The 23,626-nt window shown below is 72.5% G+C and carries 26 protein-coding genes and 1 pseudogene; 12 read left to right on the top strand and 15 right to left on the bottom strand.

Features of this window, described 5'->3' with window-relative positions:
• Positions 1 to 38: 38 nt before the first annotated feature.
• From AB0P06_RS13840 to AB0P06_RS13830, 3 genes are all read right to left on the bottom strand, one after another.
• A complete protein-coding gene (locus tag AB0P06_RS13840) occupies positions 39 to 1,502 on the bottom strand; it encodes a DUF4190 domain-containing protein (protein ID WP_363607464.1) in 1,464 nt (487 codons plus the stop codon).
• Between the two features lie 153 nt (positions 1,503 to 1,655).
• Positions 1,656 to 2,474, bottom strand: coding sequence for a methyltransferase domain-containing protein (locus AB0P06_RS13835; RefSeq protein WP_363607463.1), 819 nt, complete (start codon positions 2,472 to 2,474; stop codon positions 1,656 to 1,658).
• 166 nt (positions 2,475 to 2,640) lie between these two features.
• Positions 2,641 to 3,993, bottom strand: coding sequence for a hypothetical protein (locus AB0P06_RS13830; RefSeq protein WP_363607484.1), 1,353 nt, complete (start codon positions 3,991 to 3,993; stop codon positions 2,641 to 2,643).
• Positions 3,994 to 4,186: 193 nt separating this feature from the next.
• Here AB0P06_RS13830 and AB0P06_RS13825 point away from each other — a divergent pair.
• The 4 genes and pseudogenes from AB0P06_RS13825 (at position 4,187) to AB0P06_RS13810 (ending at position 6,804) form a co-directional block, all read left to right on the top strand.
• Positions 4,187 to 5,325: pseudogene (locus AB0P06_RS13825) on the top strand (dihydrofolate reductase family protein).
• A gap of 61 nt (positions 5,326 to 5,386) precedes the next feature.
• Positions 5,387 to 6,055: an HAD-IA family hydrolase gene (locus AB0P06_RS13820; protein ID WP_363607462.1), complete on the top strand. Its 669-nt coding sequence runs from the start codon at positions 5,387 to 5,389 to the stop codon at positions 6,053 to 6,055.
• Between the two features lie 234 nt (positions 6,056 to 6,289).
• Complete coding sequence (locus AB0P06_RS13815; protein ID WP_363607461.1) at positions 6,290 to 6,547, top strand: type II toxin-antitoxin system prevent-host-death family antitoxin; 258 nt, start codon at positions 6,290 to 6,292, stop codon at positions 6,545 to 6,547.
• Complete coding sequence (locus AB0P06_RS13810) at positions 6,544 to 6,804, top strand: Txe/YoeB family addiction module toxin (RefSeq protein WP_363607460.1); 261 nt, start codon at positions 6,544 to 6,546, stop codon at positions 6,802 to 6,804. The genes AB0P06_RS13815 and AB0P06_RS13810 overlap by 4 nt, the downstream gene beginning before the upstream one ends.
• Positions 6,805 to 7,129: 325 nt before the next feature.
• Here AB0P06_RS13810 and AB0P06_RS13805 read toward each other — a convergent pair whose 3' ends face one another.
• The 4 genes from AB0P06_RS13805 to AB0P06_RS13790 form a co-directional block, all read right to left on the bottom strand.
• Entirely contained in the window at positions 7,130 to 7,384 is a 255-nt protein-coding gene (locus AB0P06_RS13805; protein ID WP_363607459.1) for a Txe/YoeB family addiction module toxin, read from the bottom strand.
• Positions 7,381 to 7,662, bottom strand: coding sequence for a type II toxin-antitoxin system prevent-host-death family antitoxin (locus AB0P06_RS13800; RefSeq protein ID WP_363607458.1), 282 nt, complete (start codon positions 7,660 to 7,662; stop codon positions 7,381 to 7,383). The genes AB0P06_RS13805 and AB0P06_RS13800 overlap by 4 nt, the downstream gene beginning before the upstream one ends.
• 197 nt (positions 7,663 to 7,859) lie before the next feature.
• Positions 7,860 to 8,933, bottom strand: a complete 1,074-nt coding sequence (ychF, locus tag AB0P06_RS13795; RefSeq protein WP_363607457.1) for a redox-regulated ATPase YchF — start codon at positions 8,931 to 8,933, stop codon at positions 7,860 to 7,862.
• Positions 8,934 to 9,008: 75 nt separating this feature from the next.
• Positions 9,009 to 9,425 (bottom strand): glyoxalase, encoded by a 417-nt coding sequence (locus tag AB0P06_RS13790; protein WP_363607456.1) that lies wholly within the window; start codon positions 9,423 to 9,425, stop codon positions 9,009 to 9,011.
• A 115-nt stretch (positions 9,426 to 9,540) separates the two neighbouring features.
• Between AB0P06_RS13790 and AB0P06_RS13785 the strand changes: the two genes are divergently transcribed.
• Complete coding sequence (locus AB0P06_RS13785) at positions 9,541 to 10,179, top strand: DUF6542 domain-containing protein (protein ID WP_363607455.1); 639 nt, start codon at positions 9,541 to 9,543, stop codon at positions 10,177 to 10,179.
• A 116-nt stretch (positions 10,180 to 10,295) separates the two neighbouring features.
• On the opposite strand, the gene ppgK is transcribed toward AB0P06_RS13785, so the two are convergent.
• Together ppgK and AB0P06_RS13775 are read right to left on the bottom strand one after the other, a co-directional pair.
• Positions 10,296 to 11,042 (bottom strand): polyphosphate--glucose phosphotransferase, encoded by a 747-nt coding sequence (gene ppgK / locus AB0P06_RS13780; RefSeq protein ID WP_363607454.1) that lies wholly within the window; start codon positions 11,040 to 11,042, stop codon positions 10,296 to 10,298.
• A 121-nt stretch (positions 11,043 to 11,163) separates the two neighbouring features.
• On the bottom strand, positions 11,164 to 12,138 hold the full coding sequence (locus AB0P06_RS13775; RefSeq protein ID WP_363607453.1) for a 4-hydroxy-3-methylbut-2-enyl diphosphate reductase: 975 nt from the start codon (positions 12,136 to 12,138) through the stop codon (positions 11,164 to 11,166).
• Between the two features lie 87 nt (positions 12,139 to 12,225).
• Here AB0P06_RS13775 and AB0P06_RS13770 point away from each other — a divergent pair, with 87 nt between their 5' ends.
• Together AB0P06_RS13770 and xseA are read left to right on the top strand one after the other, a co-directional pair.
• The gene (locus tag AB0P06_RS13770) at positions 12,226 to 13,569 is read left to right on the top strand and encodes an APC family permease (protein ID WP_363607452.1); all 1,344 of its coding nucleotides are present in this window, start codon (positions 12,226 to 12,228) and stop codon (positions 13,567 to 13,569) included.
• Positions 13,570 to 13,579: 10 nt separating this feature from the next.
• On the top strand, positions 13,580 to 14,833 hold the full coding sequence (gene xseA, locus AB0P06_RS13765; RefSeq protein ID WP_363607451.1) for an exodeoxyribonuclease VII large subunit: 1,254 nt from the start codon (positions 13,580 to 13,582) through the stop codon (positions 14,831 to 14,833).
• Here the strand turns inward: xseA and AB0P06_RS13760 are convergent.
• Entirely contained in the window at positions 14,824 to 15,315 is a 492-nt protein-coding gene (locus AB0P06_RS13760; protein ID WP_363607450.1) for a GNAT family N-acetyltransferase, read from the bottom strand. The two genes, xseA and AB0P06_RS13760, sit on opposite strands and share 10 nt — an antisense overlap.
• Positions 15,316 to 15,519: 204 nt before the next feature.
• Here AB0P06_RS13760 and AB0P06_RS13755 point away from each other — a divergent pair, with 204 nt between their 5' ends.
• Positions 15,520 to 15,768: an exodeoxyribonuclease VII small subunit gene (locus tag AB0P06_RS13755; RefSeq protein ID WP_363607449.1), complete on the top strand. Its 249-nt coding sequence runs from the start codon at positions 15,520 to 15,522 to the stop codon at positions 15,766 to 15,768.
• A 114-nt stretch (positions 15,769 to 15,882) separates the two neighbouring features.
• Entirely contained in the window at positions 15,883 to 16,494 is a 612-nt protein-coding gene (locus AB0P06_RS13750) for a malonic semialdehyde reductase (protein WP_363607448.1), read from the top strand.
• A 100-nt stretch (positions 16,495 to 16,594) separates the two neighbouring features.
• Here AB0P06_RS13750 and AB0P06_RS13745 read toward each other — a convergent pair whose 3' ends face one another.
• A complete protein-coding gene (locus AB0P06_RS13745) occupies positions 16,595 to 17,131 on the bottom strand; it encodes a DUF4245 domain-containing protein (protein ID WP_363607447.1) in 537 nt (178 codons plus the stop codon).
• A gap of 216 nt (positions 17,132 to 17,347) precedes the next feature.
• On the opposite strand from AB0P06_RS13745, the gene glpX reads away from it, so the two are divergent.
• Entirely contained in the window at positions 17,348 to 18,388 is a 1,041-nt protein-coding gene (gene glpX, locus AB0P06_RS13740) for a class II fructose-bisphosphatase (protein ID WP_363607446.1), read from the top strand.
• A 175-nt stretch (positions 18,389 to 18,563) separates the two neighbouring features.
• On the opposite strand, the gene AB0P06_RS13735 is transcribed toward glpX, so the two are convergent.
• Positions 18,564 to 18,905, bottom strand: coding sequence for a WhiB family transcriptional regulator (locus AB0P06_RS13735; protein ID WP_363607483.1), 342 nt, complete (start codon positions 18,903 to 18,905; stop codon positions 18,564 to 18,566).
• Between the two features lie 311 nt (positions 18,906 to 19,216).
• Positions 19,217 to 19,906, bottom strand: coding sequence for a DUF1707 domain-containing protein (locus AB0P06_RS13730; protein WP_363607482.1), 690 nt, complete (start codon positions 19,904 to 19,906; stop codon positions 19,217 to 19,219).
• Positions 19,907 to 20,110: 204 nt separating this feature from the next.
• Between AB0P06_RS13730 and AB0P06_RS13725 the strand changes: the two genes are divergently transcribed.
• Positions 20,111 to 21,778 carry a fumarate hydratase gene (locus tag AB0P06_RS13725; RefSeq protein ID WP_363607445.1) on the top strand — a complete coding sequence of 556 codons (1,668 nt, stop codon included), beginning with the start codon at positions 20,111 to 20,113 and terminating at the stop codon, positions 21,776 to 21,778.
• Between the two features lie 111 nt (positions 21,779 to 21,889).
• Here the strand turns inward: AB0P06_RS13725 and AB0P06_RS13720 are convergent, their stop codons facing one another.
• Positions 21,890 to 22,648: a GntR family transcriptional regulator gene (locus AB0P06_RS13720; protein ID WP_363607444.1), complete on the bottom strand. Its 759-nt coding sequence runs from the start codon at positions 22,646 to 22,648 to the stop codon at positions 21,890 to 21,892.
• A gap of 192 nt (positions 22,649 to 22,840) precedes the next feature.
• Here AB0P06_RS13720 and AB0P06_RS13715 point away from each other — a divergent pair, with 192 nt between their 5' ends.
• Positions 22,841 to 23,173 (top strand): hypothetical protein, encoded by a 333-nt coding sequence (locus tag AB0P06_RS13715; protein ID WP_363607443.1) that lies wholly within the window; start codon positions 22,841 to 22,843, stop codon positions 23,171 to 23,173.
• Between the two features lie 75 nt (positions 23,174 to 23,248).
• Here AB0P06_RS13715 and AB0P06_RS13710 read toward each other — a convergent pair whose 3' ends face one another.
• Positions 23,249 to 23,497, bottom strand: a complete 249-nt coding sequence (locus AB0P06_RS13710) for a hypothetical protein (RefSeq protein WP_363607442.1) — start codon at positions 23,495 to 23,497, stop codon at positions 23,249 to 23,251.
• Between the last annotated feature and the right edge of the window lie 129 nt (positions 23,498 to 23,626).

The following is a 23,626-nucleotide window of genomic DNA, read 5'->3' as shown; positions in this document are numbered from 1 at the left end:
CGCGGCCAGCACCGGGCAGGACACCCGGCCGGGTCAGGTCAGACCTGGATCTCGCCGACCTGCTCACCGGTGGACAGGCCCAGCTCGCGGCGGATCTCCACGCTCGGCCTGGTCGACTTGGCGACCAGCACCTCGGCCCGCCGGACCTCGCGTTCGAGTGTGGCGTTGTCGGTCGTCCCGGCCGCGGCGTCCCACGCGGCGGCGGCCTCCAGCTGGACGGCCGCCAGCTCGGCGATCTTCGGCCGGACGCTCTCCGGCCAGACCGTCGAGCTCTTGGTGAGCGTCTCCGCCTCGCCGCGGGAGGCTGCGGCCATCTGCCGTGCCCACGCCCGGTACTCGGAGTGCGCCTCGGTGATGTCGTCCTCCGGTTCCTTCCCGTAGGCGGTGTTGAAGGTCCGGACGGCCTCCAGGTAGGCGAGCTGGGCCGAGGTCAGGCTGCCCCGGTCGGTGCGCACGGTGCCGCGGTGCTGGGCGCCCGGGTCCTCGAAACCGCAGGTGACGTAGCGTTCGCCGGACTTCCAGCTGGCCCGGTCGGGGTAAAGGTAGACCTCGCCCATGCCGTCCGGCACGACCCAGCTGTCGAGGGCGTAGTCGGCGAGCACCGGGCCGCAGAGGGTGGCGGCGCGCTCACGCATGAGGTTCTCGCCCAGGTAGGGCCCGGCGCTCTCGGGGATCCGGGCGGTGCCGGCCACCTCGCCGTAGTGCGGCAGCAGGCACGGCACCTTGCGCACCCAGAAGACGGCCTGGTCCCCGCCCTCGGGATCGGGCAGGGCGGAGCCCTCCGGCGGGTTGTAGCAGTCGCCGGACTTGAGCGTGGACCACAGGACCGAACCGGGCGGGGCCTTCGGGGCACGGGCGGGGCGGCCGGTGGTGGTGGTGCCGGCGTCGCCCGCGATCACCCCGATCATGGCCACCAGGATGATCACTGCCCCGACGACGCCCAGCAGCACACCGGCCACCGCCATGCCGCGGCCGCGCTCGTTGCGCTTGGGGATCTGGACCAGCGCGGTGATCCCGAAGGCGAGCGAGAGCGGCCACATGCAGAGCAGACCGGTGATCAGCGCGGCGACGGCGAAGCCGTTGGTGGCCCCGGGGGCGGGCGGATAGGCGTATCCGGGCTGGAAGCCGGAGAGCGCCCCGGGCGGGACCGCCGCCCAGCCGCCGGACGGTGCCCCCGGCGGGACCGGAGCGCCGGGTGGCACCGGAGCGCCGGGCGCGCCGGGGCCGGGTACGGCCCACGGGTCGGCGGGGGCGGCAGGGGGCATTGCGGGGACGGCGGGGGGCGCCGGGGGCCCGGCGGGTGCGGCCGGAGGTGCGGCGGGCACGGGTGCGACAGGTTCAGATGTGGCGGGCCCGGCCGGCGCAGGCGGGGCGGCCGGGGCGGCCGGCTTGGTCAGTTCCACCCGGTCGACGGGCGCGGGAACGTCCGCTGCGGGGATGTCCGACGCGGGCGGCGGGGTGTCCACCGCGGGCACGGGCGCGTCGGGCTCGGGCTTGGACACGTGGACTCCCCCGCCCGCCGGTACGGGCATCAGTTCAGCGGTTGCGACTCGAACGTTCCGCGGACGGATCAATGGGAACGGACGCGCGACTTTACCCGATCTCGCCCAACACCCCCCGCTCATTTTTCACCCGGCCCGGACCGCCCGGGCGCCCTACGGCCGGGCCAGGACCTCACCGTGCAGCATCGCGAACCAGCCGTCCCCGGCGGCCGCCCAGTCCCGCCAGCCGGCCGCGATCCGTTCCAGTTCCGCCGGGTCCGCGTAGCCCTCGGCCACCGCGGTCGCGGCGATGCCGGAGCTCACGATCCGGTCGGCCCACAGCCCGCCCCACCACTCCCGCTGCTCGGGGGTCGCGTACGTCCAGCTGCTGGAGGAGACGGTGACCTCGGTGAAGCCCGCCTGCCGTGCCCAGGACAGCAACCGCCGGCCGGCGTCCGGCTCGCCGCCGTTGGCCCGGGCGATCCGCCGGTACAGCGCCAGCCAGCGGTCCAGCCCGGGCGCCTCGGGGTACCAGGTCATGGTCGCGTAGTCGACGTCCCGGGCGGCGACGACGCCGTCCTCCGCCACGACCCGGCGCATCTCGCGCAGCGCGGCCACCGGGCCGGTGACGTGCTGCAGCACCTGGTGGGCGTGCACCACGTCGAACTCCCCGTCCGCGTAGGGCAGTCCGTGCACGTCCGCGACCTCGAAGACCACGTTGGACAGGCCTCGCCCGGCGACGTACCGGGCCGCCTGCTCCAGCACCTCGGCCGAGGTGTCCACGGCCACCACCCGCCCGCCGGGGCCGACCAGCTCGGCCAGGTCGGCGGTGATGGTGCCGGGGCCGCAGCCGACGTCCAGCAGGGTCTGCCCGGGCCGCAGCCGGGGCAGCAGGTAGGCGGCCGAGTCGGCGGCGGTACGGGAGCGGTGCGAGCGCAGCACGGGCTCCTGGTGGCCGTGCGTGTAGACGGCGTCGGACTGCGGTCCGGTCATGGCGTCCCCCTGGGGTTCGGTCGGTCTCCTCGACGCCTTCGACGCTACTCCTCGTCCCGCATTACGAGAATATTCGTCTCACATAATGGTTTGCGTCCGGCGCGCGAAAGCCCCCGGCCTCTGGGATCCGGGATCCCGACCGGGGGCTTCTTCCGTTCGGTAGAGGCTAGTTGAGGGCGAACCAGGTGGTCCGCGACTTCTTCCACTCCGCGTGGGTGAGGTCCTTGGCCGCCGTGCCGTCGCCGTACAGGTCGGCGGAGCCGTCGTCGGTGATCAGCTGCACCCGGGCACCCGGGGCGGTGAGGTCGGGGAGGTCCGCGACGGCCTCCCAGCCGCCCGCGTCACTGGTCGGCAGGTCCAGCACCTTGACCGGCCTGGACCCGGGCCGCCCGTCCCAGCGGTAGAGCGCGTACGGGTCGGAGTTGTCGTCGGCCGCCCAGGAACCGGCCACGATCAGGTACTGGCCGAGCGCGTTGCGCCGCAGGTCCCGGACGGAGAGCCCGCCGAGGTCCAGCTCGACCGGGGCACCGAACGCGGCGTGCGCGGAACCACCGGGCAGCGACGAGAAGTTGGTGACCGGCACGAGCAGCGCCCGGCCGCCGGTGACGGCCGGGGTGAGCGGCGCCCGGAAGCCCACGTACGCGGTGGTGGTGCTGCCCGGCGCGAACTCCAGCCCCTCGACGTTGAATCCGTCGATCTGCTTGGGCGCCTGGCCGTCCGCCGCACCCGCCGCGAAGCCGTAGCGGTCACCGTTGGCGTGGTCCCAGGCGATCAGGTCGTCACGCAGCCCGCGGTACGAACCGGCCGGCGACAACTGGGTGTCGGCGCCCGAGCCGGTGACGGTGGTGGTGAAGACGGTCTGCCGGTCGCGCTTCACCGCGCCGTCCTTGTTGTTGCCGAGGGAGCCCGTCCAGTAGACGGTGTCGCCGACCCGGGTGGCGGCCTCGATGTCGATCTCCTTGGAGACCCCGAGCGCGCCGCTGAAGTCCCAGGTGCGGACCGGCCCGCCGGAGGCGTTGCGGTCGTACAGGCGCAGCACGTTGGACTCGTCGTCGGCCACCAGGATGTAGCCGCCGCCCGCGTCGACGGCCGCCGAGGCGTCGCTGGAGCCGGTCAGATAGCGGCTCGCGGCCGCGTGCTGGACGGCGGGCGAGGCCGCGTAGTGCAGCGTCTTCGTCGCGCTCTTGCCGCCGAGGCCGGTCACCTTGATGGTGAGGTCGGTGTAGCCGACGCCCTGCGCGGCGACCACGAGGGTGCGGGTGCCGGTGGTGCCGGCGACACTGACGTCGCCGGGCCTGGCCACCGAACCGCGGCTGCTCGCCGAGGCCGCCACGGTCAGCGCGGACGCGGCGGCGCCGCTCTGCGCGACGGTGACGGTGACCGTCGGGTCGCCGGTGGCGCCGACCGCACCGGAGAGGTAACCGGCCGAGAGCGTGATGGTGGGGGTTCCGTACGACGCGGCGGTGGCGGGCGCGGCCGGCAGGGCCAGCACCGGCAGGACGGCGACGGCCAGCGGCAGGAGGCCGCGGGAGAGACGGGACACGGTGACAGCCCTTCGAAGTGGGGGCGGTGCGAGGTCGCAACCAGAATGAGGCCGCTGGGCGAACGCCACCCCCAGGCCTGTGGTCCGGTCGGCGAACAGCGCCCCTCACCGGACCGACGCCCCCCGCCCGCGCCGTACGGTGGAGGGCACCCGACAGAACGGTCCCACCATGCCCGGCCCCCGCCCCTTCGTCCTGCTGAGCGCCGCGATGTCGCTCGACGGACACCTCGACGACGCCTCCCCCGAGCGGCTGCTGCTCTCCAGCCCGGCCGACTTCGACCGGGTGGACGAGGAACGCGCCGCCAGCGACGCGATCCTGGTGGGCGGCAACACCCTGCGCACGGACAACCCCCGGCTGCTGGTCAACGACCCCGCCCGGCGCGCCGCCCGACTGGCGGCCGGCCGGCCCGAGTACCCGCTGAAGGTGACGCTCACCGCCGGCGGCGGGCTCGACCGGGCGCTCAACTTCTGGCACACCGGCGGCGACCGGCTCGCCTACACCACCGACGCCGGGGCCGTCACGCTGCGCCCGGCGCTGGACGGGCTGGCCGAGGTGGTGGCGCTCGGCGGCTCGGTGGAGCTGGGCGCGGTGCTGGACGACCTCGGGGCGCGCGGGATCCGCCGGCTGATGGTCGAGGGCGGCGGCAGCGTGCACACCCAGTTCCTGGCGCAGGGCCTGGCGGACGAGCTCCAACTGGCCGTCGCCCCGCTGCTGGTCGGCCAGGCGCGGGCGCCGCGCTTCGTCCACCCCGCGGTCTTCCCCGGCGGCCCGGCCCGCCGGATGCGGCTGCTGGAGGCACGTACGGTGGGCGACGTCGTCCTGCTCAGATACGCCCCCAAGGAGCCCACCCCGTGACCACCGACCCGGCCGACCTCGCGCACCTGCGGCGGGCCGTCGAACTCTCCCGCCGCTGCCCGCCGTCCGCGACCGCGTTCTCGGTCGGCGCGGTGATCGTCGGCGCGGACGGCACGGTGCTGGCCGAGGGCTACAGCCGCGAGGCCGACGCCCACGACCACGCCGAGGAGGCGGCGCTCGGCAAGCTCCCCGCGGGGGACGAGCGGCTGCGCGGCGCGACCGTCTACAGCTCGCTGGAGCCGTGCGGGCAGCGGGCCTCGCGGCCACTGCCGTGCGCCCGGCTGCTCATCGCGGCGGGCGTGCCCCGGGTGGTGGTGGCCTGGCGCGAGCCGGACCTGTTCGTCACCGACTGCCAGGGGACGGCGCTGCTGGAGGCGGCCGGGGTCGAGGTGCTGAAGCTGCCGGAGCTGGCCGGGGAGGCCCGCGCGGTCAATGCCCACCTGCTGGGATGATTTTTTGTATTGTTACTGAACAAACAGCTCGCATTTCCTGCCGCGCCCGCGAGGAGACTCCATGCCTGCCACCCCCACCGTGCTGACCACCCAGGCCCTGCTGCTGGACATGGACGGCACCCTGGTCAACTCCGACGCCGTCGTCGAACGCTGCTGGCACCGCTGGGCGGACGAGCAGGGCCTCGACCCCGCCGAAGTGCTGGCCGTCGCACACGGCCGCCAGGGCCACGCGGCGATGGCCAGGCTGCTGCCCGAGCGCCCGATGGACCTCAACCTGGCCGACAACCGGCGGATGCTCGCCGAGGAGCACGCCGACACCGACGGCATCGTCCCGGTCCCCGGCGCCCCCGCCTTCCTCGCCTCGCTGGCCGGCCTGCCGCACGCCCTGGTCACCTCGGCCGACGACCGGCTCGCCCGGCTGCGGATGGCCACCGCCGGCCTGCCGCTGCCGGAGACCCTGATCACCGCCGAATCGGTCGGCGCCAGCAAGCCCGACCCCGAGGCCTTCCTGAAGGGCGCCGCCACCCTCGGCTTCGCCCCCGTCGACTGCCTCGCCTTCGAGGACTCCGAGGCCGGCATCACCGCCGCCCTCGCCGCGGGCATGCCGGTCGTCGGCATCGGCCCCCGCGCCGCCGCCCACCACCCCACCGCCCACGCCCTCACCCTGGAACAGGTCACCGTCACCCCGTCCCCCGACGGCACCCTCACGATCACCGTCCACACCGGCTGAGCCCCGACCCGCCCGGCCACCGCACGCACCCGGGCGAACGGGCGGTGGCGCACGGATACCGCCCGGACGTCGAAGCGACCGATCCGGCACCGCCGAAGCCCCTGCGCACCTCTTGTTCGGTAGAGCCGGCCCGAGGAGCGCACCAGGCGCCGGTCCGCCGGAGGGGCGCTCGCGCCCTTGTCGCCGTCCGAGCACAGGCGTACAATTTCCTGTACCTAGCGGAGGAGTCGAGTCATGAAGACGATGACCTACTCGGAGTCCCGTGCGCGCTACGCCGAGGTGCTCAATGCGGTCACGGATGACCGCGAGGAGATAGTGATCACTCGCGCCGGGCACGAACCGGTGGTCATCGTCTCGCTGGAGGACTACCAGTCCCTCAAGGAGACCGCCTATCTCCTGCGCAGCCCCGCGAACGCCCGCCGCCTCCTGGCCTCCATCGAGGAGCTGGAGAACGGCGGAGGAACCGTACGGGAGCTGGCGAACCCGGAGTGAAGATCACCTTCGCCTCCCGGGCCTGGGAGGACTACCTGTGGTGGCAGATCCAGGACCGCAAGACCCTCGGACGAATCAACACACTCGTTGCCGACATCGCGTGCAACGGCAACGAGGGAATCGGCAAACCGGAACCACTCAAGCACGGATTCCAGGGCTACTGGTCGCGTCGGATCAATGACGAGCACCGCTTGATCTACAAGGTCACCGGCGACTCGATCCTGATCGCCCAGTGCCGCTACCGCTACGAGAACTGAGGGGCGGCGGCCGAGACGCCACAGGACGACCCCCGGCCCGATACTCGGGAAGCCGCCCGCCTGCCGTTCCAGGACGGCGCACCGCAGTGATCCGCCCCGAATCTCAGCACCAGGTCGGCACGGAAAAGAAATCGAGGCTTGCCTCAAGAGAGGCAAGCCTCGCCCGACCTGTGCATTTGACAGATCAAGTTAACTTAGGGCATTAATCCGGTCACACGTTGAAGCGGAACGTTGAGTACAGAGTTCTGACCTGTGGAAACGTCGATTCCGGCGACCTAAGTCAGCACGAAATCAGCACGGTGGGACGACCTTCGCCAGAGGACGATCAGTAGTGATAGCGAGCAGCGAGGATGATGATCTCCTCATCCGTGACCAGGTAGACGAGGCGATGCTCGTCGTCGATCCGCCGTGACCAGGCGCCGGCCAGGTGGTACTTCAGCGGCTCGGGCTTGCCGATCCCGGCGAAGGGATCACGGCAGGCGTCCTCAATGAGCTTGTTGATCCGGGCAAGCATCTTGCGGTCGCTCTTGAGCCAGGACGTGTAGTCCTCCCAGCCCTGATCCTCGAAGACAAGCCTCACGCGGCGCCCTGCCCCGCATCCGCCGCATCGGGGTCGACCAGTTCGCGCTCGGCGAGGTTGATGCGACCGAGAGCGTTTTCGTACGCCTTGAGCAGGCGGCGGGCATTGGCGGGCGAGCGCAGCAGATAGGAGCCCTCGCGCAGGGCGGCGTAGTCCTCGGCGGATACGAGGACGGCATTCCCGTGCTTGGAGACGATCTCGATGGCCTCGTGATCGTCATTGACTTTCTTGATGAGCGGGAAGAGATCCTTGCGGGCCTCGCTCGCAGTGATGGACATGGCAGGAAACCCTTCGAGAGTGGTACCGAATAACGTACCACTCACGGCGATGACCGGTGAGGCATTCAGCGCGATGCCGACCCGGAGAAGCCAGCACCAAGTCAGCACGGGAACAAGCAAGGGCCCACCCCCCGAGAGAGTGGGCCCCATCCGACCTGCACAGTTGACAGGTCATCTAGCGCAAAGTATGCACATCGTCACACGTTGAAGCGGAACTCCACCACGTCGCCGTCCTGCATGGTGTATTCCTTGCCCTCGATGCGGGCCTTGCCCTTGGCGCGGGCCTCGGCGATGGAGCCGGTCTCGACCAGGTCGGCGAAGGAGATGACCTCGGCCTTGATGAAGCCCTTCTGGAAGTCGGTGTGGATCACACCGGCGGCCTCGGGGGCGGTGGCGCCCTTCTTGATGGTCCAGGCGCGGGCCTCCTTGGGGCCGGCCGTGAGGTAGGTCTGCAGGCCCAGGGTGTCGAAGCCGACCCGGGCGAGGGTGGCCAGGCCGGGCTCGTCCTGGCCCATGGACTGGAGGAGCTCCAGCGCCTCGGCGTCGTCCAGCTCGATCAGCTCGGACTCGATCTTGGCGTTGAGGAAGATCGCCTCGGCCGGGGCGACCAGCGCGCGCTGGGCGTTCTTGAAGTCCTCGTCGGCCAGCTCGTCCTCGTCGACGTTGAAGACGTAGAGGAAGGGCTTGGCGGTCAGCAGGTGCAGCTCGCGGATCGGGGCGGTGTCGAAGCCGGCCTCGAAGAGGGTCTTGCCGGTCTCCAGGATCGCCTGCGCGGCCTCGGCGGCGGCCAGCACGGGGGCGGTGTCCTTCTTCAGGCGCGCCTCCTTCTGGAGCCGGGGCAGCACCTTCTCGACGGTCTGGAGGTCGGCCAGGATCAGCTCGGTGTGGATGGTCTCGATGTCGTCCTTGGGCGACACCTTGCCGTCCACGTGCACCACGTCCGGGTCGGTGAAGGCGCGCACGACCTGGCAGATCGCGTCCGACTCACGGATGTTGGCGAGGAACTTGTTGCCCAGGCCCTCGCCCTCGCTGGCGCCGCGCACGATGCCCGCGATGTCGACGAAGTCGACCGTCGCCGGCAGGATCCGCTGCGAGCCGAAGATCTCGGCGAGCTTGCCCAGCCGGGCGTCCGGGACACCGACGACGCCCACGTTCGGCTCGATGGTGGCGAACGGGTAGTTGGCCGCCAGCACGTCGTTCTTGGTCAGGGCGTTGAACAGGGTCGACTTGCCGACGTTCGGCAGGCCGACGATTCCGATCGTGAGCGACATGAAGCGCAGTCCCGTGGGCTTGGAGGAGTTGGGTCGGCACCGTGCGGGCCGATCCCCCAGTCTACGGGCAGCCGGTCAGGCCGCCGGCGCCGCCGGCAGCGGCTCCAGGAACTCCAGGCGGTTGCCCAGCCGGTCGCTGGAGTGGAACCGCCGGTAGCCGGGCAGGTCACCGTCCCAGACGACGTCATGGCCGTGGGCCGCCAGCCGCTCGGCGAGCGCGTCCAGCCCGCGCACCTGGAGGCCCGGGTGCCCCTTGCGGGCGGGCCGGAACTCCGCCGCCACGCCCAGGTGCACCTCCACCCCGCCGCCCCGGAACCAGCAGCCGCCGCGCGCGGCCAGCACCGGCGGCTTGGTCACCTCCGTCATGCCGAGCACGTCCCGCCAGAACGCGCGGCATTCGTCCTCCGCGCCGGCCGGGATGTCGAGCTGGACGTGGTGCAGCCGCTCGAAGCCGAAACCGCCGGTGAGATCGCTGGTGAAATCGCTGGTCATGAATCCCCCTGGCCGAGTTGATCGACGATCACACGAGTACTCCGTCCGAAGACACGGACGAAGCCTCGAACAACCATTACACAGTGTGGCGATGATCGGACCGTACGTTGGGTGGGTGGAGCAGAGCATCCGAACCCAGCCGCCAGGGCCCAGACGCCGACCGCCGAGCAACGCGGCCAGGGCCGCCGTCCCCGGGCCCAAACGGGCCCCCGAGACCGCCGGAGCGCCCGCCCCCTCCCCCTCCCGGCTACGCCCCGTGGCCGGCGTCCCCGCCCCGAGCCGCTCCGGCGGGCCCCGGCTCCGGCTGCGTCTGCCGCTCGCCGCCCGTGGCGAGCGGCCGGCCGAGGGCCGCGTCTACGGCCGGCAGCGCAACGGCCGGCCGACCCGGCTGACGGCGATCGGCACCGGGGTGGCCGCCCTGGTCGCGACCGTCGCCGTGGCGGGCCTGGACCGGCTGGTGTTCGGCGGTCTCGGCCCGCTGTTCGGCATCGGCTACCTGGTGATCTGCTTCCAGCTGGCCGTCCGGGTGCGCTTCGCCGACCTGCCGGCCGCCCCGATCAGCGGGCCGATCGGCTTCGCCGTCGCCCTGCTGCTGTTCGGCCCGGTCACGTCCACGGGCACGACGGCCCAGGTGGTGGCGCTGGCGACGGGTCTGGCGCTGCGGGCCGGCTGGCTCTTCTCCGGCACCGGCCTGGCGGCGGCGATCGTCCTCGCCCGGTTCGTGGCCCAGCGGCGGATCCACCGCGCGCGCTGAGGAGTGGGAAGTCGGCCGGTCCGACCTTCCACTCCTGCGGCCGTGGATCGCCACGGTCCACCGGCCGGTACCGCGGGCCCGCCCGGCGCCGGACCCACCGCCGGCCGGACCGTCCGTCAGCCGGACGCCCGGGCCGCCGCCATGGCCGCTCCGACGATCCCGGCGTCGTTGCGCAGCTCCGCCGGGACGATCCGCGCCGCCCGCGCGCGCAGCAGCGGCAGGAACTTCTCGTGCTTGCGGCTCACCCCGCCGCCGATCACGACCAGCTGCGGCGAGAACAGCATCTCCACCGCGTCGAGGTACTCGTCGACCCGGACCGCCCACTCCTCCCAGGTCAGCCCGTGCCGTTCCTTGGCCGCCGAGGAGGCCCGCCGCTCGGCCTCCTTGCCGCGCAGTTCGAGGTGGCCCAGCTCGGTGTTGGGCACCAGTGTGCCGTCCACGAACAGGGCGCTGCCGATGCCGGTGCCGAAGGTGAGGACCAGGACCACGCCCCCCTGGTCGCGGCCGGCGCCGTGGACGGTCTCGGCGTACCCGGCCGCGTCCGCGTCGTTCAGCACGGTGGCCGGCAGGCCCAGCGCCTCCCGGAACAGGCCCTCGGCGTCCAGGCCGATCCAGCCCTTGTCGACGTTGGCCGCCGTCCTGGTGTGCCCGTTCACCACCACACCGGGGAAGGTCAGCCCGACCGGGCCCTGATGGTCGAACTGGCGCACCACCTCGCACACGGCGGCGACCACGGCCCCGGGGGCGGAGGGCTGCGGGGTGAGGACCTTGTACCGCTCCTGGGTGAGCTCCCCCCGGCCCAGGTCGACGGGGGCGCCCTTGATGCCCGAACCGCCGATGTCCACGCCGAATACCGCCGTCATGACGATCACCCTCCGCCGAAACCCTTGTCCACAGGCCTGTGCACAAAGCTACGAGAGGCCGGACGGCCCCGCACAGCAGAGAGCCCGGTACCCCGCAGGGGCACCGGGCATCCGCGTCCGGCTACAGCTTGCCCGCGGCCTCGGCGCGCAGGTCGCGGCGGAGCTCCTTGGGCAGCGAGAAGATCAGGTGCTCCTCGGCGGTCTTGACCGTCTCCACGTCGGCGTAGCCGCGCTCGGCGAGCCAGGAGAGCACGCCGTCGACCAGGATCTCCGGCACCGAGGCGCCGCTGGTCAGGCCGACCGTGGTGACGCCCTCCAGCCAGGACTCCTGGATCTCGTCGGCGAAGTCCACCAGGTGGGCGGCCTTGGCCCCGTACTCCAGACCGACCTCGACCAGACGGACGGAGTTGGAGGAGTTCTTGGAGCCCACCACGATCAGCAGGTCCGCCTCGGGCGCCAGCTGCTTGACGGCGACCTGGCGGTTCTGGGTGGCGTAGCAGATGTCGTCGCTGGGCGGGCTGACCAGCAGCGGGAAGCGCTTCTTCAGCTCGCCGACGGTGGCCATGGTCTCGTCCACCGAGAGGGTGGTCTGGGAGAGCCAGACGACCTTCGACTCGTCCCGGACCCGGACGCCGGCCACGTCCTCGGCACCGTCCACCAGGTGGATGCGGTCCGGGGCCTCGCCCATGGTGCCGACGACCTCCTCGTGGCCCTCGTGGCCCACCAGCAGGATGTCGTAGCCCTCGTCGGCGAAGCGGACCGCCTCCTTGTGCACCTTGGTGACCAGCGGGCAGGTGGCGTCGATGGTGGCGAGCCGGCCGGCCTCGGCCTCGTCGTGGACGGCCGGCGCGACGCCGTGCGCGGAGAACACCACGATCGAGCCCTCCGGCACCTCCTCCGTCTCGTCGACGAAGATCGCGCCCTGCTTCTCCAGGGTCTGCACCACGTACTTGTTGTGGACGATCTGCTTGCGGACGTAGATGGGCGCCCCGTACTGCTCCAGGGCCTTCTCCACGGCGATCACGGCGCGGTCGACGCCCGCGCAGTAACCCCGGGGGGCGGCGAGCAGGACACGGCGCTGCGCGGTGTTGGACATGGCTCCATCGTACGGGCGGCGGCGAGCCGCGCCGACGGCCGGCGCCTTCGGGGCGGAATCGGTCCCGAATGCTCAAATGTGGAGTTTATGAGCGAGCGAGTCGAACCCGGCGGGCTGCGGCGCAGCCTGGGTGTCCGCGATCTGATGGTCTACGGGCTGCTGTTCATCGCCCCGATGGCGCCGGTCGGCGTGTTCGGTGTGCTGGACGCCAAGAGCCACGGCGCGGTGGCCTCGGTGTACCTGGCGGCCACGGTCGCCATGGGATTCACCGCCTTCTCGTACGCCCAGATGGTGCGCGCGGTGCCGCAGACCGGCTCGGTGTTCGCCTACGCGCGGGCCGGACTGGGCGAGGGGCCGGGGTTCATCGCCGGGTGGATGGCGATGCTCGACTATCTGCTGATCCCGGCGGTGGCGTACCTGTTCTCCGGCATCGCGCTGAACTCCCTGGTGCCGGACGTCTCGCGCTGGGTCTGGACGGCGCTGGCGGTGCTGGTGACCACCGCGCTCAACCTGGTCGGGGTGCGGACGGCGGCGGCGGTCGGCTTCGCGGTGCTGGCGATGGAGATCGCGGTGCTGGCGGTCTTCGTGGCCGCCGCCGTGGTGGTGCTGGTCCGGGACGGCGCGCAGCGCGGCCTGGCCACGCCGTTCACCGCGGTCGGCGCCTTCTCGATGACCGCCGTGATCTCCGCGGTCTCGGTGGCGGTCCTCTCCTACCTGGGCTTCGACGCCATCGCGACCTTCGTGGAGGAGGCCGTGGGCGCCTCGGCGGCGGTGGCCAGGGCGGTGCTCTGGTGCCTGGTGCTGGCCGGGGTGCTGTTCGTGGCGCAGACCTACCTGGCGGCGCTGCTGGAGCCGATGACCCCGCAGCAGCTGGCGGCCGACCCGGCGGCGCAGGGCTCGGCGTTCTACGACACGGTGGAGAACGGCATCGGGCACTGGCTGCACGTGCTGGTGGCGGCGAGCAAGGCGATCGGCGCGGCCTTCGCGGCGCTGGCCGGGCAGGCCGCGGCCGGGCGGCTGGTCTTCGCGATGGGCCGGGCGGGCCGGCTGCCGCGCTTCCTGGGCGCGGTCGACCCGGCCTCGGCGGTGCCGCGCCGGGCGCTGCTGACGGCGGCGGTGATCACGCTCGCCGCGGCGGTCTGGGCGGCCCGCCGGGACGACGGGCTGGACCAGCTGACCTCGGTGGTGAACGTGGGCGCGCTGACCGCGTTCGCCCTGCTGCACGCCTCGGTCATCGGCTGGTACGCGGTGAAGCAGCGCTCGCGGGACCTGCTGCGGCACGTGGTGGTACCGGTGCTGGGGATCGTGGTGATCGGCGCGGTGGTCTACGAGGCCTCGTCCACGGCGCAGACCGTGGGGGCGGTGTGGCTGCTGGTCGGGCTGGTGGTGCTGGCCGTCCAGGGCTCCCCCGGTGTCGGCGTGCGCCACTAGGTTGGTACGCATGGCCACCACCAGTTCTCCCGAAGCCCCGCTCCCGGTCGGCAAGGTCTCCGCACTGATCGGCGGCTGGATCGACCGGCTCGGCGCCGTGTGGGTGGAGGGGCAGATCACCCAGCTCAGCCGGCGGCCGGGCGCGGGTGTCGTGTTCCTGACGCTGCGCGACCCGCAGGCGGACGTCTCGCTGACGGTGACCTGCTTCCGTTCGGTCTTCGACCGGGTCGCGGACGCGGTGCAGGAGGGCTCGCGGGTCGTCGTGCACGCCAAGCCGGAGTGGTACGCGGCCCGCGGCCAGCTCTCGCTGCGGGCGGCGGAGATCCGGCTGGTCGGGCTGGGTGAGCTGCTGGCCCGGCTGGAGCAGCTGAAGCGGCGGCTCGCCGGGGAGGGCCTGTTCGCGGCCGAGCGGAAGCGGCCGCTGCCGTTCCTGCCGCAGTGCGTCGGGCTGGTCACCGGGCGCGGCTCGGCCGCCGAGCGGGACGTGCTGGAGAACGCCCGGCGGCGCTGGCCGGCCGTCCGCTTCGAGGTGCGCAACGTGCCGGTGCAGGGGGTCAGCGCGGTGGAGCGGGTGAGCGCGGCCGTCCGGGAGCTGGACGAGCACCCGGAGGTGGACGTGATCGTCGTGGCCCGGGGCGGCGGCAGTGTGGAGGACCTGCTGCCGTTCTCGGACGAGGGGCTGGTGCGGCTGGTCGCGGCCGCCCGGACGCCGGTGGTCAGCGCGATCGGGCACGAGCCGGACCAGCCGCTGCTGGACTTCGTCGCCGATCTGCGCGCCTCGACCCCGACGGATGCCGCCAAACGGGTGGTGCCGGACGTCGGTGAGGAGCTGACGAAGATCCGCCACCTGCGCGACCGGGCCCGACGGCACGTCCTCGGCCGGGTGGAGCGGGAGCAGCACGGGCTGGACGGCGTGCGCAGCCGCCCGGCGCTGGCCGCGCCGCACCGGATGCTGGACGGGCGCGCCCATGAGCTGGAGTCGCTGCTGGAGCGGGCCCGGCGCACCCTCGGGCACCGGCTGGACCGCGCGCAGGGCGATCTGGGGCACACCCTGGCCCGGGTGGTCGCGCTCTCCCCGGCGGCCACCCTGGAGCGCGGCTACGCGGTGCTCCAGCGGGCCGACGGCACGGTGGTGACGGACCCGGCGCAGACGGCGCCGGGCGAGGGGCTGCACGCCCGGGTGGCACACGGCTCGTTCGGGGTGACCGTCGGGGAGCCGGCGGCCGTCGGAGCCGAGGCCCCCGCCGGCCGGGATCAGCCGTAGGAGCGCTGCCGGGAGAGCGCGACGGAGTGCTCGCCGAAGCCCAGGCTGCGGTAGAGCGCCTCGCCGCCACTGCTGGCGTGCAGGTCGATCCGGCCGACCCGGCGGGCGTCGAACCAGTCGAGCAGCGCCTCGGTGCAGGCCCTGGCGTAGCCGCGGAGCCGGTGGCCGGGGTCGGTGCAGATGTTGAAGACGAAGCCGAACCGGCCGTCCGGGTTGCCCGGCGAGGGCAGCCGCTGCTCCAGGGTGCCGACGGCGCAGGCGGCGAGCGCGCCGGGGCGGCGCGGGTCGTCGACCACGAAGGACGGCATGGTGAGCAGTTCGGCCGGGACGGCGAGGCGTTCGCGCAGTACCGCCTCGGCGGTGGCCTGCCAGGGTCCGGGGCCGTGCAGGCCGGCCATGCCGGGCATGGCCTCGAACATCAGGTCGCGCAGGCGGACGAGCTCAGGTGCGTCGGCCGGAACGGCCGGTCGAACGTCGATCATGCGGCGGAGGTTAGCGCCCGGGGGCGCCGGGGCCTACTTGTTTTCCCCGGACGGCCGGACGAACGGACGGCCGGACGGCCGGACGAGCGGACGGCCGGACGGCCGGACGGCCGGACGAGCGGACGGCCGGACGAGCGGACGGCCGGACGAGCGGTACGCGCCGGAGGGGCCGCGCTGTCGGGGGCACCCTCTACGCTGGCTCCCATGGCAGATCAGCAGGAGCAGGCCGCGCCGCGGACCCCGGACGACGCACTGGGCTACGAGCACGCCCGGGACGCGCTGCTGGAGGTCGTCCGGCAGCTGGAGAACGGCGGCACGTCGCTGGAGGAGTCGCTGGCGCTGTGGGAGCGGGGCGAGCAGCTGGCGAAGGTATGCCAGCGCTGGCTGGACGGCGCCAGGGCCCGGCTGGACGCCGCGCTGGCCGCCGGGGAGGACGAGCCCGCGGGCGAGTGACGCAGGTCACGCCGGCCGCCGGGAACAGTTGAAACTTCACTCATGTTGGGACCAGGTGATCGGCACCGGCCGACCGCACAGACGAACCCCGTTCCTCATGAGGTGTAGAGAAACATGACCACCGCCGCCACCGACGCCCTGGTTCTGGACGACGCCGCTCAGGACCTGCTGTTCCGCGAGGCCCGCACCGCGAACACCTTCACCGACGAGCCGGTCTCCGAGGAGCAGATCCAGGCCATCTACGAGCTGGTCAAGTTCGGCCCGACCGCCTTCAACCAGCAGCCGCTGCGCGTCGTCCTGGTCCGTACCGCCGAGGGCCGTGAGCGCCTGGTCCAGCACCTGGCCGACGGCAACAAGGCCAAGACCGCCGCCGCGCCGCTGGTCGCCATCCTGGCCGTGGACAACGAGTTCCACGAGGAGCTGCCGACCCAGCTCCCGCACTTCCCGCAGGCCAAGGACCTCTTCTTCACCGAGCGCTCGGTGCGCGAGCAGTCGGCGGTGCTGAACGGCGCCCTCCAGGCCGGCTACTTCATCATCGGCGTGCGCGCCGCCGGCCTGGCCGCCGGCCCGATGACCGGCTTCGACGCCGCGGGCCTCAACAAGGAGTTCTTCGGCGACGGCGAGCACTCGGTGCTGGCCGTGGTCAACATCGGCAAGCCGGGCGAGGACGCCTGGTTCCCGCGTTCGCCGCGTCTGGCCTACGACGAGGTCGTCACCTCCGTCTGAGCCTGACGGTCGCGTCCGACCGGCACACGAAAGGGCCCCGCACCGGTGCGGGGCCCTTTCGTGTGTCCCGGGGCACGGCCCGGGGCGGCTTTCGCCAGGGTTACTTGAGCGCCTGCGCCAGCTCGGCCAGCTCCTCGTAGGAGGCGGTGCCGGTGAGCACGGTGGTGGCGCTGCCGCTCTGGATCGTCAGGGCGCGGGACTTGGGGCCCTGGAGGCGCTCCCAGGTCTGCCCGGCCACCTCCGAGGTGCCGTCCGGCTTGCCGCCGGCGACCGTCGAGCCGAGCACGGTGTCGCGGGCGAGATCACTCTGCTCGACCGCCGCGTACTGGCCGGACGGGGTGACGAAGCCCAGGTGCCAGGCGTTGCCCTTGCCGCCGCCGAGCGCGGCCGGCTGGTACGTGACCGAGGTGGCCCGCCACTGGTCGCTCAGGCCGTCCGGAGAGAGCAACGGGTACGGCGCGCCGCGCTTCGCCGAGGCCGCCGCCACCTTGTACTCGACCTTGTGCACGCCGTCGCCGTCCGCGTCGTGCGGAAGGAACAGGTACCCGATCCAGACCACGAAACCGACCGCGACCATCGACAGGACCATGTCCCGTACGGTCTGCCGACCCCTCATGCCCTTGTTGTTTCCTGCCACCCCCACATGGTGACTCATCGGGTCCGCGGTCCCGACACCCGGGGGTGTGCGCGCACGGGTGAAGCGGGACGAACCGGCCGGTTCCGACGGGGGGTGGCGACCCGCGCCACAGACAGTCATCTCATGGGCAGATACGATCGCAGGACCCTCACCACGGCGTTCGACCTGGCAGTAGTCGGGCGCTTACTGGCCGTCGCGTACAGAGAGGTAACGACGATGACCACGCAGTACCCGCACAATCTTCCGCGATCCCTTGAGGTCGCGCCCGAGGCTCCCGACCGGAACCTCGCGCTCGAACTCGTCCGGGTGACCGAGGCGGCCGCGATGGCCGCCGGCCGCTGGGTCGGCCGGGGCGACAAGAACGGCGCGGACGGTGCCGCCGTGAAGGCGATGCGCACCCTGGTCTCGACCGTGTCGATGAACGGCGTCGTCGTCATCGGCGAGGGCGAGAAGGACGAAGCCCCGATGCTCTACAACGGCGAGCGGGTCGGCGACGGCACCGGCGCCGAGTGCGACGTCGCCGTGGACCCGGTCGACGGCACCACGCTCACCGCCAAGGGCATGAACAACGCGGTCGCCGTACTGGCCGTCGCCGACCGCGGCACCATGTTCGACCCCAGCGCCGTGTTCTACATGGACAAGCTGGTCGCCGGCCCGGAGGCCGCCGAGTTCGTCGACATCACCGCCCCGCCGGCCGTCAACATCCGCCGGGTCGCCAAGGCCAAGGGCAGCGCCGTCGAGGACGTCACCGTCGTCATCCTCGACCGCCCCCGCCACGAGAGCCTGGTCCAGGAGATCCGCGAGGCCGGTGCCCGGATCAAGTTCATCTCCGACGGCGACGTGGCCGGCGCGATCATGGCCGCCCGTGAGGGCACCGGCGTCGACCTGCTGATGGGCGTCGGCGGCACCCCCGAGGGCATCATCGCGGCCTGCGCCATGAAGTGCATGGGCGGCGTGATCCAGGGCCGGCTCTGGCCGAAGGACGACGCGGAGCGCCAGAAGGCCCTCGACGCCGGCCACGACCTGGACCGCGTGCTCACCACCGACGACCTGGTCAGCGGCGAGAACGTGTTCTTCGTCGCCACCGGCATCACCGACGGCGAGCTGCTGCGCGGCGTGCACTACCGCCAGGAGACCGCCACCACCAGCTCGCTGGTGATGCGTTCCAAGAGCGGCACCATCCGGGAGATCCACTCCACCCACAAGCTGTCCAAGCTGCGGGCCTACAGCGCGATCGACTTCGACCGCGCCAACTGACCCCCGGAGGCGCACCGCGCCCCGCGGGCCCACCACGACGGCAGAACCCGGGGCCTCGGCGGAATCCCCCTCCGCCGAGGCCCCGGGCGTCCGGCCCACCGGCCGTCCGGCCGGCCGGGCGTTCCATCGGCGTCCCGCCGGCCACGCTCGGCCGGCGACGGGCGCTGACGCCCGCTCAGCCCGCTATCCGGCGCTGGGCGGCCTGCACCCGGACCGGCTCGCGCAGCTCCGTCTCCCGGCGCCGCCGCCGGGCCAGCACCACCCGGCGCTCGGCCGCCGTCAGCCCGCCCCACACCCCGTAGGGCTCCGGCTGCGCCAGCGCGTGCTCCCGGCACTCGAGCAGCACCGGGCAGCGCGCACAGACCTGCTTCGCCTGCTCCTCCCGCGAAAGCCGGGCCGCCGTCGGCTCCTTGGACGGCGCGAAGAACAGCCCCACCTCGTCCCGGCGGCAGGCCGCGCCGGTGTGCCAGGGGTCGTCCTCCCCCTGTGGCTGGGCGCCTGGCCGGCGTTCCAGCAGCTGGGCGGCGGCAACGGGCGAGGTGGTGCGGGACTCGATCGGATGCAGCACGGCCGTACTCCTGACGAGGCTCTCGGACACGGGGGAAGCTCGCTCCCCTGCCCGGCTGCGAGCCCCCGCTCTTCACCCCCCGGGCCGGCCTCAGGCCGGCTCCGGTGCGCAGCCGTACAAGAAGCGATGTGCGAGAGGAACTACCCCGCCGCGCCGCGATTCATGCACACTGCACGCAATCGACTACGGAGTGCACCGACCGCAACGACAAGTGCCCGGCCGGGAGTTGCTCCCGGCCGGGCAGTCCGGTCAGACAACTCCTAGTCGGCGCCGAGCTGCTTGCGCACCCACTCCTTGAGCTTCTTGCCCTTGCGCGGCTTGGCCTCGCAACCGCCGAACACCGCCGCCCCCTTGACCCGCACCACCGGCGCGTACGGGTCGGCGGCGGTCTGCTCCTTCACGTCGAAGCCCCCGAAGATGCCGACGCCGCCGCCGTGCAGGCTGACGTTCTCCGGCACCTTGATGTCGACCCCGCCGAACAGGGCCGTCACCTCGATCACCACCTCGGGCGACTCGAAGACCGCGTCGGTCAGGTCGATCTCCACCCCGCCGAAGACCGCGACCGCCCGCAGGTGCGAGCCGACCCGCCAGCGGCCCTTCCGGGACGCCCCGCCGAAGATCGCCACCATGGACGGCGACTCCTGCCGGGCCGGCAGCCGCACCGGGCCGGCCGGGCGCTGGTCCGGGGCGTCCAGCGGGGGCTTCTCGAAGGAGACCGCCCGGTGTGCGGGAAGGTCCCGGGTGAGCGGCACGAGGTCCCCCAGGGTCTTGGCCCCGTAGGCGGCCTCGATCCGCTCGGCGTGCTCCTCGACGTCCAGCCGGCCCTCGGCGTAGGCGTCGCGCAGCAGCTCCGCGACCCGCTCGCGGTCGGCGTCCGAGGCCCGCAGTTCGGCCTCGGCCACCGGAGTGTGCTCGGTCCGGACGGCGGGCTTGGCCTCCGGTTTGGTCATCGGTACGGGCGGCTGCCCCTGGTCGTCCTGCGACGGCGAGTTGTCCACGGGCCAAGCCTAGTCAACCGGGCAAGTCCCGTACGCGTGTCCGAGTGACCCCGGTCACGCAGGCCGACCTCTCCGCGTGCGACGTTCCGCCGGGTCCTACCCTTGAGGGTGCTTCGCCGACGCAGCCGGACCACTGGAACACTAAGGACCGCCCCCATGGCTCCCACGCCAGACTTCGAGTACAGCGACCTGCTCCCCCTGGGCGCTGACCCGACCCCGTACCGCAAGCTGACCTCCGAGGGTGTCTCCACCTTCGAGGCCGGCGGTCGCACCTTCCTCCAGGTCGAGCCCGAGGCCCTGCGGCTGCTCACCGCCGAGGCGATGCACGACATCTCGCACTACCTGCGCCCCGCCCACCTCGCCCAGCTGCGGCGCATCCTGGACGACCCGGAGGCCAGCCCCAACGACCGCTTCGTCGCGCTGGACCTGCTGAAGAACGTCAACATCTCGGCCGGCGGCATCCTGCCGATGTGCCAGGACACCGGCACCGCGATCGTCATGGGCAAGCGCGGCCAGAACGTGCTGACCTCCGGCGGCGACGACGCGGCGATCGCGCGCGGCGTGTACGACGCGTACACCAGGCTCAACCTGCGCTACTCCCAGATGGCGCCGGTGACCATGTGGGACGAGAAGAACACGGGCAACAACCTGCCCGCCCAGATCGAGCTGTACGCGACCGACGGCGACGCCTACAAGTTCCTGTTCATGGCCAAGGGCGGCGGCTCGGCCAACAAGTCGTACCTGTACCAGGAGACCAAGGCGATCCTGAACGAGGCGAGCATGCTCTCGTTCCTGGAGCAGAAGATCCGCTCGCTCGGCACGGCCGCCTGCCCGCCGTACCACCTGGCCATCGTGGTCGGCGGCACCAGCGCGGAGTTCGCGCTGAAGACCGCCAAGTACGCCTCGGCGCACTACCTGGACCACCTGCCGACCGAGGGCGACGCCCGGACCGGCCACGGCTTCCGCGACCTGGAGCTGGAGGCCAAGGTCACCGAGCTGACCCAGCAGATCGGCATCGGCGCCCAGTTCGGCGGCAAGTACTTCTGCCACGACGTCCGCGTCATCCGGCTGCCGCGGCACGGCGCCTCGCTGCCGGTCGCGATGGCCGTCTCCTGCTCCGCCGACCGCCAGGCGCTCGGCAAGATCACCGCCGAGGGCGTCTTCCTGGAGCAGCTGGAGACCGACCCGGCCAGGTACCTGCCGGACACCACGGACGAGCACCTGGACGACGACGTGGTCCGCGTCGACCTCAACCAGCCGATGTCCGCGATCCGCGCCGAGCTGTCCAAGTACCCGGTCAAGACCCGGCTTTCGCTCACCGGCACGCTGGTGGTCGCCCGCGACATCGCGCACGCCAAGATCAAGGAGCGGCTGGACGCCGGCGAGGGCATGCCCAAGTACCTCCAGGACCACCCGGTCTACTACGCCGGCCCGGCCAAGACCCCCGAGGGCTTCGCCTCCGGCTCCTTCGGCCCGACCACGGCCGGCCGGATGGACTCCTACGTCGACCAGTTCCAGGCGGCCGGCGGCTCGATGGTCATGCTCGCCAAGGGCAACCGCTCCAAGCAGGTCACCGACGCCTGCGCCAGGCACGGCGGCTTCTACCTCGGCTCCATCGGCGGCCCGGCGGCCCGCCTGGCCCAGGACTGCATCAAGAAGGTCGAGGTCCTGGAGTACGCCGAGCTGGGGATGGAGGCCGTCTGGCGGATCGAGGTCGAGGACTTCCCGGCGTTCGTCGTGGTCGACGACAAGGGCAACGACTTCTTCCGGGAGACCACCGAGGGTCCGCTGATCACCAGCCTGCGGGTGCGCTCCAAGGAGTGACGCGCCCGGCTCCGCACGGCACCGCCCCGGCCGCCCGCACGGCGTCCGGGGCGGTGCCGTCGGCTGGGGCGGTGCCGTCGGCCGCCTCCGGGCCCGGCGGGCGCGGCGTCCTCACGCGTCGAAGTCGTACTCCAGGACGTAGGACGCCGCGTCGAGCGTCATCTCGTTCAGCTCGACGACCTGGCCCTCGTCGGCGAAGGCCGTCCGGCAGATCAGGATGACCGGGGTACCGGCGGACAGGTCGAGCCGGCTGCTCTCCTCCGCGCTGGGCATCCGGGACCGCACCTCCTCGCGGAAGTGGACGGGCTTCGCGCCGATCTCGGCGAGTCGGGCGTAGGTCCCGCCCGGGCCGGTGTCCTCGCGGGTGATCGCCGTGCCGGCGACCAGCCCGGCCGGGAGGTAGGAGGTGGAGAGCAGCACCGGCTTGCCGTCCAGGACGAACCGGCGGTGCCGCACGCACATCGGCACCCCGGGGTCGACGCCCAGGACCCTGGCCACGTGGTCCGGCGCGCCCTGCTCGGTGACGGACACCTGGTCGACGACCAGCGTCCGCCTGTCGATGTCCGCGGACCATATCGACCGCCCGGACCCCCACTGCCCCTGGGCGAGCCGCTGGATCCCGCGCCGCCGCAGCGGCCGGAAGTCCCGGACGAAGACCCCCGCGCCCTTGCGCGCCTCGGCGATGCCCTCGCTCTGCAGGACCCCGAGCGCCTGACGGGCGGTCATCCGGGCGACGCCGTAGGTCTCCATGAGGTCGTTCTCGCCGGGCAGCCGGTCGCCGGCGCGGTACTCCCCCGAGTCGACGGCGGCCCTGAGCGCGTCGGCGATCCGTTGGTACTTGGGCTGCTTCTCGCCACTGCTGCCGGCCATCGCCCTGTTCCTCTCCTTCGCGAAAACCCTAGGCGCGCCCGCGGCCGTCGGTAAACCGATAAGACCGTTGACATCTCTAGAGATATTAGCTTCTCTAGAGATGCTGGGTAGTCGCCGAGCAGAACACGCACCGACAGCGACCAGGGCCGGCGAACCCATCGCCGCGCCCGCACCAGAGCAAGGAGCAGCGCGGTGAGCACCCGAAAGCGCGACGCCGCGGCCTACCGGCCGCGTGCGGGTGAACTCGTCCTGGACGGCAGGACCGGACGCACCGGCATCTACATGGACACCATCGGCGGGGAGCACTACCTGCGGCCCCTGGGCGGCGGCCGCGAGTGGACCACCCGCCCCGACCGCGTCGGCCCGGCACCGGAGGCGGTCCCGGAACCACGGACGGCCCAGGAACCGCAGACGGCCCAGACCGGGGCGGACCCCGATCCCGCCGCCGAGAGCCGGGCCAGGCTCAGCGCCCGCCTGGCGGCCCGCAACCGGGACTCCCGCCTCAACGAGGGCCGGGTGGCCTGACCCGGCGGGCCGGGAACGACGAACGCCCCGCACCTCAGGAGCGCCGAGGTACGGGGCGGATGGCCTTGCGGGCGGCTACGGGTGAGCGTTGATCGCACCGAGCGGGACGGTCTCGCCCGGCTTGGCCTCGACGTGCTCGGGCTCGACGGCCTCGCCGCCGAAGAGCTCCTGCGGCTCCTCGTGCTTCTCGTCGGCGGGGGCCGTGTACCCGGCCACATCGGCCGCAGCCTCGGCGATGACCTCGGCAGCCGTCTTCGCCGCGGCCTCGGGGGTGTCCGCATCGGCCGACGGGGTCGTGGCGCTGGTGGGCTCAATCTCGGCCATGGCTGGCTGCCTTTCAGGTCATCGGGATCTGCGTGCGCCCGACCGGTTCGACCCAGGCGCCCGGACAGTATCGTAGGAACCGTTAAATGTCCTATAAACATCGCAACGCTGATGCTGATCTCCAGCGTT

This window comes from Kitasatospora sp. NPDC088351, from assembly GCF_040685575.1.
Classification (GTDB): domain Bacteria; phylum Actinomycetota; class Actinomycetes; order Streptomycetales; family Streptomycetaceae; genus Kitasatospora.
This window is presented reverse-complemented; position numbering and strand designations above follow the sequence as displayed.